Genomic DNA, 9,085 nt, shown 5'->3' with positions numbered 1-9,085 from the left:
GATCGCAATTCAGATCCAGAAGTTGATTGTTTAAACCGAGACGATGCAGATAAAAACACTGTTCTCGCCCACTTGGTTCGATTAGGGTTAGAAACATCATTTACAGGTAAAGATCGCCTGCGGACATACCTAGTTACAGGTAACTTTGACGGTGGCGGCTTCACCAATGCAGAGTCTCTTAATACTTACATGGCGCGGTTATCTTACCAAGCAGGTTTAAACAATAATGTTGTTTTAGATTTACTAGAATATCGATTTCCTGCCTTTAACGATCGCGTCGTTTTTAGCGTCATTCCCTTTGGTTTTAGCCTGAGTAACGTACTTTCTGCTAACTCAGCTTATTTTGACACTGGTAGGGGTTCAATTTCTCGCTTTGGTGAAGCCAGTCCCATTTTCAAGCTTGGTGGCGTATTAGATGCAGGAGCAGGTTTTGACTGGTTATTTGCCAAAAATGCACGGCTACAAGTAGCTTATGGTACTGGAGGAAGCGGGAATCCAGACAGTGGAGTTTTTGGAGCAGACCGCAGTGCATTGGGCGTGCAATTATTAGCAACGCCAACCAATAACCTAATTACTGGCTTAACTTATGTAAATGCCTACACCAGTGATGGAACATTAGGCACATTTACAGGTAGCGTCAATGCAGAGACTAATGGTTTATGGTCTGATTCATCTATTCCTCCGGCAGGTAGCAATATACTCGATCCCAATAGCCCTTCTGGCTTTGACCCATGTTGTGGTGTATTTCTTGGGGATGCGCCTGCCAAAACAAATGCGATTGGTGCAACTCTGCAATGGCGCGTGTCACAAAATTTGACCTTCGGTGCTTGGGGAGGATACATGTTTACCAATTTCTTAGAAGAACTCCCCGATGGCGCGGAATTCCGCAATTCCCTAACAGGCATTGGAGCCTCTGCTGGAAAGAAACCTTTTGCTAATGCAGCCACCTATCTCTTTTCTCTTGGTTTATCCGATCCATTTGGTAGAGAAGGAGATTTATTTGCTTTTCTCTTTGGTATGCCACCAAAACTGGTAGATGCAGGACCCGAAACGCCGGGTACACCAGTACCTTTTTTTGAAACTTCTCGTAGAGGCGAGCCGGAAGTTCCTGTGACTGATAATAACCGTAACTTAGATACAGTTGGAGTTGGCGATGAACCAACTGCTCAACGAGAAGGATTACCAAAAAGAGTAGGAGTGAAAGATGAAGCAACTTCACTACACTTTGAAGTGTTCTACCGTTTCCGAGTCAGTGACAATCTATTCATTACTCCAGGTGTGGTTCTCGTAACTAACCCAGGTCATATTGAAGATAACAACGATATTTGGCTAGCAACTATCCGCACAACTTTCCGCTTCTAAATCAAGGTTGCGGAATGCATAAACTGTAAGGGCGGGTTTTGCCAAAGTCTCGGTTTGACCGCAGTATTCTTCAATCAAACCCGCCCCTACAATAATCACGTATAAACTGTAAGGGCGGGTTTTGCCAAAGTCTCGGTTTGACCGCAGTATTCTTCAATCAAACCCGCCCCTACAATAATATGGAAATTAAAATAAATTTTATATCACGATCGCGTAATTGGAATATAATTCGGTTGAGCTTTGACTCGCTCTATCCAGGATTGAATCGCTGGAAAACGAGATAGATCGAAACCTCCTTCATCGGCGACGTGAGTATAGGCAAATAAGCCAATATCAGCAATAGAATAGCGATCGCCAACAAAAAATTTCCAATCGGTTAAATGTTGTTCCATTACTGCAAGCGCAGCATACCCAGCTTGACGTTTCTGTTCTATCGCTTCTCGATATTCATCTGCTTTCCCAAGTTCAGTAATCCAAAATCTAGGAGTAGCAATATTAGGTTCGTGGCTGTATTGCTCGAAAAATAACCATTGTAAAATTCGGGCGCGGAGCAATTTATCGGCAGGCAAAAATTTTGTACCTTCGCTAAAATAGAAGAGAATAGCATTCGATTCTGCTAAAAATTCTCCCGATTCCAACTGTAAAACTGGGATGCGTCCATTAGCATTTTTCGTGAGAAAATCTGGAGTGCGACTTTCACCTTTAAGAATATTAATTTCTACTCGCTCAAAGGGAATACCAAGCTGAGTTAATAAAAGCCGAACTTTATAACCATTTCCTGAAGGTAAAAAATCATACAACCTGAGCATGACTTTCGTTTGGTAGAAGACGTAACGATTATAAAGAAGTTAAAAGTCAAAATCAATCAACAGTTAACAGTTATCAGTTGTCAGGGAGCAGTTAATTCCGACTTACGATTTACGATTTACGACTTACCAACTACCTATTACCCATTACCAAAGTAGTTTTATGTGTGGTAGATTTACCCTCAGCCAACCCGCAGAAGCGATCGCTTCTACCTTTCAACTTTCCTTAATTCCCAAATTAACTCCACGATATAATATCGCACCGACTCAACCAGTTCCAACAATCTTATCAGAGGGCGATCGCCGTCAATTTCAAATGTTACGTTGGGGTTTAATTCCCTCTTGGGCAAAAGATGCATCAATGGGTGCAAAACTGATTAATGCCAGAGCAGAAACCGTTGCTGAAAAACCCGCTTTCCGTTCTGCATTTCGTCGCCGTCGTTGTCTAGTTGTTGCCGATGGCTTTTATGAATGGCGATCGCAAAAAGGCAAGAAACAACCCTTCTATTTTCGCTTACAAGATGGGCAACCCTTTGCTTTTGCAGGTTTATGGGAAACTTGGCAAGCATCAGACGGCGAGAAAATTGATTCTTGCACTCTTCTGACGACAACGGCTAATTCTCTTTTGCGATCGATTCACGACCGGATGCCTGTTATTCTCAAACCAGAAGACTATAATCAGTGGCTCGATCCTCAAATTCAAGAACCAGAACAGCTAGAACCATTGTTACAACCATACTCCTCAGAAGCAATGGTTGCGTATCCCGTCAGTACCAAAGTTAATAATCCAACCAACGAATCACCAGAGTGTAGCGAGCAGTTATCAGCGACCAGTGACCAGTGACCAGTGACCAGTGACCAGTGACTTCCGACTCCCCACTCCCTACTCCCCACTCACTCTCAAAGCAGACAATCCTGAAGACACGATGATACATGTATCACCTCATCCCCAGGATTGTAACTTGCATTCTGTCATCGATCGCTCGTCATTCATCTAGGTTCAACCAATGACCAATGACCAATGACCAATAACTAATTGCTAGTTGCTAGCTCGGTATTACCGCGATTACGACGGCGAGTTAAGCTATTGAATAACATAATACCGATCGCTTTGATCAAATTACCTTCTAATTCGTTAAACATCTTCATGTTCATGCCAAAAGCAGCATTAGCTTCTTCAACGATGCGATCTGCCGTAGCTTCCTCAATTGGTAATTCGTCTAGTCTTTGCCGATAGGTGTTTTTAAATTGCTTTTCATCAGAAATTTCAGCAAATTCATAGAAAGCAGTGCCTTGTCCATCCGCAAGATTCATCGCCCTTTGAGCAATCCCTTTGAGAATTTGTCCGCCAGAAAGATCGCCCAAATAGCGAGTATAAAGGTGCGATATCAATAGTTCTGGGGCAGTATTAGAGACTTCCCATATCCGCTGCACGTAGGCTTCCCCAGCCGGAGATAGACTAATTTGCTCGCGCCATTGGTTGCCGTAATAATACTTCAGGTCTTGCTCCAAGCTGCGCTGGCGATTCAATTCCTTAAAGTACATATTTGATAAGATTGCGTGCTGTTGATGCCGCTCCATTTCTTCTTCCATCGCCGAGTAAACGAAATAGAGATTAGCAACCAGCTTGCGGTAAGAAGTTGGCTCTACTACTCCTTTTAAAAAACACTTGACAAAACCAACATTTTCTGCCATCGTGTGGGCTTTTTTCGTCCCTTCACGGAGTTTTGTTGCTAAATTACTGCTCATGCTAAATTTCTCAACTTTTATAGTCAACTACTACCAACAAAGTTTGCGAGTGTATTTAGTATTCCACCTAAATCGTTACAGTAGAACGATTTGATGAGAAAATTTGTTAAAAATTCTAAAGAAAGGGGAGTCGGGAGTTGGGAGTCGGGAGTCGGGAAACGTTTTAGGGTGTAGTGTGTAGGGAGAATTAAGAATTATTTTTGACTTTTAACCCTTCACTTCATTTGAGGGCAAGCTTTTGACTTTTGACTTTCGCCGTCCCCCTACTCTGCGAGAAACATAAATGACTCACAGCGTTACTGCCGCATGGCTTTACGAACATTTAGCAGATCCGCAAGTGGCGATCGCGGATTGTCGTTTTTCCCTTGCCGATCCGCAACTCGGACGGCAACAGTACCAATCGAGTCACATTCCTGGTGCTTACTACCTAGATTTAAATCGGGATCTTTCCAGTCCAGTCGGTCAGCATGGAGGGAGGCATCCTTTACCAAACGTAACAGAGTTGACAGTCAAACTATCGGCGATGGGCATAACTTCCCAAACGACAGTCGTTGCTTACGATGATTCCCGATTGGCTTTTGCGGCGCGGCTGTGGTGGCTGCTACGCTATTTAGGACACGAACGAGTTACCGTGTTAGATGGAGGGTTTCAAGGGTGGCTAGCGGCTGGTTATCCGGCGACATCTGCTCTTCCTGTAACAAAAGCGGGTGAGTTTATCCCTAAAATTCAATTAGGGCAAGTTGTGGATAAAGAAGCGGTAAAAGCACGCAAGGACTTGCCAGGAGTAGCATTAGTTGATGCGCGAGAAGGCGATCGCTATCGCGGCGAACGAGAACCTATAGATCCAGTTGCGGGTCATATCCCAGGCGCAGTTAATTATCCCTGGCAAGAGGTGACAGACGATCGCGGCTACCTCAAACCTTTAACAGAACAACAGCAGCGCTGGAAAGACTTAGAATCATCAGAAATTATTGTCTACTGTGGTTCTGGCGTGACTGCTTGCGTCGATTTACTCTCGCTAGAATTGGCAGGATTTTCTACAGGTAAACTTTATGCAGGCAGTTGGAGCGATTGGATTAGTTACTCTGAGGGAGTAGGGAGTAGGGAGTAGGGAGTAGGGAAGAGAAAGATGAGGAGGACAAGGGAGAAAAATCATCAACTACCAATTACTCATTACCAATTCCCAATATCAAACGTATAATTCACGCTAAAAAATGAATTATTAAAACCAATATTTGGATCGGATGAATTACCAAAACTAACACCACCTTGAAGGCTAATTTGGCTTCCACGCGATACGGCATAAATCAGGCTACCGAGAATTAGGTGGTAAGTATCGTCGCGATCGCGTTGCGTGAAATTTGATAAAGCGAGTAGATATTCTAAACTGAACTGGAGGCGAGGGCTGATATAGTAAGCTAGCTCGGTAGATAAAGAATTGATTGCGCGACTGCGGGTATCTGGTTCGGCAAATCCTAGACGAAATTCATAGACTGAATTTAACCACAATTTATTCGTTATTTTATCTTGGCGCTGGAGGGCTAGACGTAGAGCGTGTTCGTTCAAAAAGCGATCGCCTGTCTTGGCATCAAATAAATATTGATTGTTCCAGCCAATTTCACCAAACATCTGTGGTGTAAGTTTTTGGCGTAAAGCTGCCCTTAATCTTAATTTGTTGTAATCAGCTCGGTCGTGTTCCCTATACCGAACTAAACCACCATCAATCGCCGTAAATAAACTTGTTTTCGCTCCTAATTTGGGCGCGATCGCAAAAGTTAAATTAGTGGAAAATAATCCATCATCAATTGCATCAACCGCTGAAAAAATATTAGTTCCTTGGAAATAGCCAACCTGCCCTAGTAAATGTGCGATGGGTTCATAAGGAGGAGACTGTAATTTTTGCTCTTGTAAACGCAAAACGCCTAGTTCTGGATCGCCTATTTGCTCGTTTTTGACTAAAGCGCGATCGCTTGATATCGTCGCTGGCGATAATGCTTTTTTACTCTCTAGAGGGGCAGCAATTATTGAATTTGAAGAAAAAAAAAGCAAATAGCGCTACTTGCCATGCTGAAGATGAAGCTAGCTATTACTGGGCGATTAAAATCGCAGCTACGGGGGTAGACTCCGCTGACACTAGTTTTTGAGTTCCCGTAGGCGAACTTCGTTTGTGACAGTGTGAATTCACTCCGCCTGGGCTGTTTAATTGTAAATTTAAGTTTAAACACGGTAGAGACAAAAATTAATAATGCAAATAATTGCGATCGCAAAAATTCATCTAGCTCTCAGTTAATCCTTAAGTACCTAGATCGCAAATCAAGATTAGTTGAAAAAAACGTCAATCTATAACCGCAAAATTACGGGATTCATGAAATTGATTTAAACTTTCAACTCAGAAGAAATACTCAAGGTTAATTCATTCGCTAAACTTTAGTAGCGATCGCTCGGTGTAAAACTAACAGTTACCCGTATAAATTCTGTTTTTATTTGCCTGCAATTTGGGCATTCTAAATAATTGAAGTACTTCAATCCTTGACCGTTAACCATTAGCTATTGACTACCAATTCTTAACTATATGTCTCACCGATTCATGATTTTCATCTCAATTTTGCTATGGGGTGCAACTACACTACCAAAAGCAGCCCAAGCGGATACGGTTTTAACCCGCGCTGAAATTAAAAGCCTACGCAATCTCGTACAATTAATGCCTCAAAGCCAAGCTGCTCGTCCAGCAAAGGTGGCTGATGGGATAGTTCCAGGGGATGCATTATCTACGGGTCGAGAGGCACTGGCAGAGCTACGTTTTAATGATGGCTCTTTAGCAAGAATTGGCGAGCAAGCGCTATTTCGATTTTCTGCTCAAGACCGAAATTTAAAACTATCAAATGGTACTGCATTATTGCTGATTCCACCTGGTCGAGGTACGACAGAAGTATGGACACCAAACGCAACAGCAGCAATTCGCGGTTCTGCATTGTTTATTCGCCATATTTCCGCTCGCAAGACTACCATAGTCGGCGCATTAACAAATAGCCAGATTGAAGTAGTTAATCAAAAAAGCTCTCAGCGACAGGTATTGAAAGCAGGTCAATTAGCAGTCGTTGTTAAAGGTAAAATCACAGCACTTTACAACTTCGATCTAAAGACGTTTTATGAATCTAGCGATTTAGTAAGTGGATTGAATCTCAATAAAAAAAGTGTTACTGCCACTGATATAGAACTTGCTCAAGTACAAGCTGAAACGAGTGCTGCCATTGCCGCGCAGTCACCGCTTACAGGTGAAGAAATTATTATTAATCCTAGTTTTGTCCGTAGTTCAGACTCGCCGTCACCACATTTACAACAAGATAGTAATAATTTACTTAATCATACTTCTGTCTCAACTACAGAATTTATTGACAACGGCGCAGTTATTCTCGATCGCTTTGAAATTTCACCTGACAATTCTGAATCTTCTTCAGATAATGATTCAATTCCGATAGGCGATCGCGATGGTTCTACCAAAGATGAAGATCGTCATCCCGATAAAGATAATAATGGTATCGGTGACGGTAACGGTGGTGGCAGAGATCGTCATCCCGATAAAGATAATAATGGCATCGGTGACGGTAACGGTGGTGGCAGAGATCGTCATCCCGATAAAGATAATAATGGTATCGGTGACGGTAACGGCGGTGGCAGAAATAATAATCCTGATAAGAACGACAAATCGCGAAAATAAATCTCAAACATAAATCTCTAACATCAAAGAGATAATCGACGAAAGACAAAAGATTGGAAGAGAAAAACTTAGACTTTATCTTCTGAATCAACTTCTCCTACAACCCCTACTGGAGTAGATGATGCCGATCGCCAAAATACTGTACTTGCTTCTAAATCTTCTGAAGAAACTTCTGCGGGTAGGGCAACAGCTAGTAAGTCATCGCGATCGCCAAAGTTATTATTAGTATTATCAGTACCAGTTAAATTTTGTAGAGCAACTAGAGCTTCTGAGGCTGAGTGATAGCGCTGCGTATAATCATACCGCACCATTTTACCAATAAAAGCTGCTAACTCCTGGCTCACCTCAGCTTTGTCTAACCACAGTACCGCACCCGTTTGCGGGTCGAGTTGAAGTTCGTGAGGTGCAAATCCCGTTAAGGCTTTAATTAATAACATGCCGACTGCATAAATATCGCTGCTGTAGAAAGCACGACCTGCGGTTTGTTCGGCAGGAGCATAACCTAGAGTACCAATACTCACCGTCAAGTTAGTTTGCCCAGTTGTTAGCATTTGATTGCTAACTTGCTTGACAGCACCAAAATCAATGATGACGAGTTTGCCATCGGAGTGCCGTCGCATGATGTTGCTGGGCTTGATATCGCGGTGAATTGTCTTGCACCTGTGGACAAATGCCAGGATTGGTAGTAAATCTTGCAGAATCGCGATCGCGGCGATTTCGCTCACAGGCTTGCCAGGTTTGAGTTCCCAACTGAGGGGATGTCCGTTAATCAAATCTTGGACTAAAAAGAATTCTTCACCTTCTTCAAAATAGGCAAGTAACTGGGGAATTCGGTCGTGTTTACCTAAAATTTCTAAGGTTTCTGCTTCAAGTTGAAACAACCTGCTAGCCATTTGTAAATGCTGAGGATGATTGCTAGAAGGTTTCATTCGCTTCACGACACAGAGAGGTTTGCCAGGACGTTGTAAATCTTCTGCAATATAAGTTTCACTAAATCCACCCGAAGCTAAAACTTTGGTAATTTGGTAGCGTCCGCTGAGAACTTTTCCCGCCGTGACTAATTCGTGTGGCAGTAATTTTTGGATCTCGTCTTGTTGGTTGTTTGCTTCTGGAGACTCTAAAACAGTTGTATGTTCTGTGGTAATGGGTTTGAGTGGGATTGTCCTGCGGCGATCGCTCATCGTTCCGATCGTCAAGTAAGAACCACCACACAACACAATTGTTAACATCGGCACGGCAGTGGGTAAGATCGAGTACTGATATGTGAAGACGGCGTAACTAATACCACCCCACGCGATCGCAATTCCGATTGTCCATCCTAGTTGAGATCTGAAGCACTGAGTTTTTGCTAGCACAATTGTCGTTCCAGCGCCTAATAGCAACACCAACAACCCCTGAAAAAAAGGATTGGGAATTGCTAAGGCGACGGCTCTTTGCTGTAACCGCGTGG

The 9,085-nt window shown here is 42.9% G+C and carries 9 protein-coding genes; 5 read left to right on the top strand and 4 right to left on the bottom strand.

The window, feature by feature from the left end; translation table 11 throughout:
* On the top strand, positions 1-1,362 hold a 1,362-nt coding region (locus tag ACRC32_RS01570), incomplete at its 5' end, for an iron uptake porin (RefSeq protein ID WP_438552331.1).
* A 203-nt stretch (positions 1,363-1,565) separates the two neighbouring features.
* Here ACRC32_RS01570 and ACRC32_RS01565 read toward each other — a convergent pair.
* On the bottom strand, positions 1,566-2,171 hold the full coding sequence (locus ACRC32_RS01565) for a glutathione S-transferase family protein (RefSeq protein ID WP_438552330.1): 606 nt from the start codon (positions 2,169-2,171) through the stop codon (positions 1,566-1,568).
* Between the two features lie 160 nt (positions 2,172-2,331).
* On the opposite strand from ACRC32_RS01565, the gene ACRC32_RS01560 reads away from it, so the two are divergent.
* A complete protein-coding gene (locus ACRC32_RS01560) occupies positions 2,332-3,012 on the top strand; it encodes an SOS response-associated peptidase (protein ID WP_438552329.1) in 681 nt (226 codons plus the stop codon).
* Between the two features lie 10 nt (positions 3,013-3,022).
* Positions 3,023-3,166: a hypothetical protein gene (locus tag ACRC32_RS01555; RefSeq protein WP_438552328.1), complete on the top strand. Its 144-nt coding sequence runs from the start codon at positions 3,023-3,025 to the stop codon at positions 3,164-3,166.
* A gap of 34 nt (positions 3,167-3,200) precedes the next feature.
* Here ACRC32_RS01555 and ACRC32_RS01550 read toward each other — a convergent pair whose 3' ends face one another.
* Positions 3,201-3,917, bottom strand: a complete 717-nt coding sequence (locus tag ACRC32_RS01550) for a heme oxygenase (biliverdin-producing) (protein ID WP_438552327.1) — start codon at positions 3,915-3,917, stop codon at positions 3,201-3,203.
* A 283-nt stretch (positions 3,918-4,200) separates the two neighbouring features.
* Between ACRC32_RS01550 and ACRC32_RS01545 the strand changes: the two genes are divergently transcribed.
* Positions 4,201-5,028 (top strand): sulfurtransferase, encoded by an 828-nt coding sequence (locus ACRC32_RS01545; RefSeq protein WP_438552326.1) that lies wholly within the window; start codon positions 4,201-4,203, stop codon positions 5,026-5,028.
* A gap of 62 nt (positions 5,029-5,090) precedes the next feature.
* On the opposite strand, the gene ACRC32_RS01540 is transcribed toward ACRC32_RS01545, so the two are convergent.
* The gene (locus ACRC32_RS01540; RefSeq protein ID WP_438552325.1) at positions 5,091-5,966 is read right to left on the bottom strand and encodes a hypothetical protein; all 876 of its coding nucleotides are present in this window, start codon (positions 5,964-5,966) and stop codon (positions 5,091-5,093) included.
* Positions 5,967-6,489: 523 nt separating this feature from the next.
* Between ACRC32_RS01540 and ACRC32_RS01535 the strand changes: the two genes are divergently transcribed.
* Complete coding sequence (locus tag ACRC32_RS01535; RefSeq protein WP_438552324.1) at positions 6,490-7,635, top strand: FecR family protein; 1,146 nt, start codon at positions 6,490-6,492, stop codon at positions 7,633-7,635.
* A 68-nt stretch (positions 7,636-7,703) separates the two neighbouring features.
* Here the strand turns inward: ACRC32_RS01535 and ACRC32_RS01530 are convergent.
* On the bottom strand, positions 7,704-9,085 hold a 1,382-nt coding region (locus tag ACRC32_RS01530; RefSeq protein WP_438552323.1), incomplete at its 5' end, for a protein kinase domain-containing protein.

The sequence above is a fragment of the Chroococcidiopsis sp. genome (assembly GCF_051657925.1).
In the GTDB taxonomy this organism is placed as follows: Bacteria; Cyanobacteriota; Cyanobacteriia; order Cyanobacteriales; family Chroococcidiopsidaceae; genus Chroococcidiopsis.
This window is presented reverse-complemented; position numbering and strand designations above follow the sequence as displayed.

Bases quoted from the DNA above. Each gene is read 5' to 3' on its own strand.
- ACRC32_RS01560 (WP_438552329.1), top strand. From the start codon at position 2,332: ATGTGTGGTAGATTTACCCTCAGCCAACCCGCAGAAGCGATCGCTTCT.
- ACRC32_RS01545 (WP_438552326.1), top strand. From the start codon at position 4,201: ATGACTCACAGCGTTACTGCCGCATGGCTTTACGAACATTTAGCAGAT.
- ACRC32_RS01535 (WP_438552324.1), top strand. From the start codon at position 6,490: ATGTCTCACCGATTCATGATTTTCATCTCAATTTTGCTATGGGGTGCA.
- ACRC32_RS01565 (WP_438552330.1), bottom strand. From the start codon at position 2,171: ATGCTCAGGTTGTATGATTTTTTACCTTCAGGAAATGGTTATAAAGTT.
- ACRC32_RS01550 (WP_438552327.1), bottom strand. From the start codon at position 3,917: ATGAGCAGTAATTTAGCAACAAAACTCCGTGAAGGGACGAAAAAAGCC.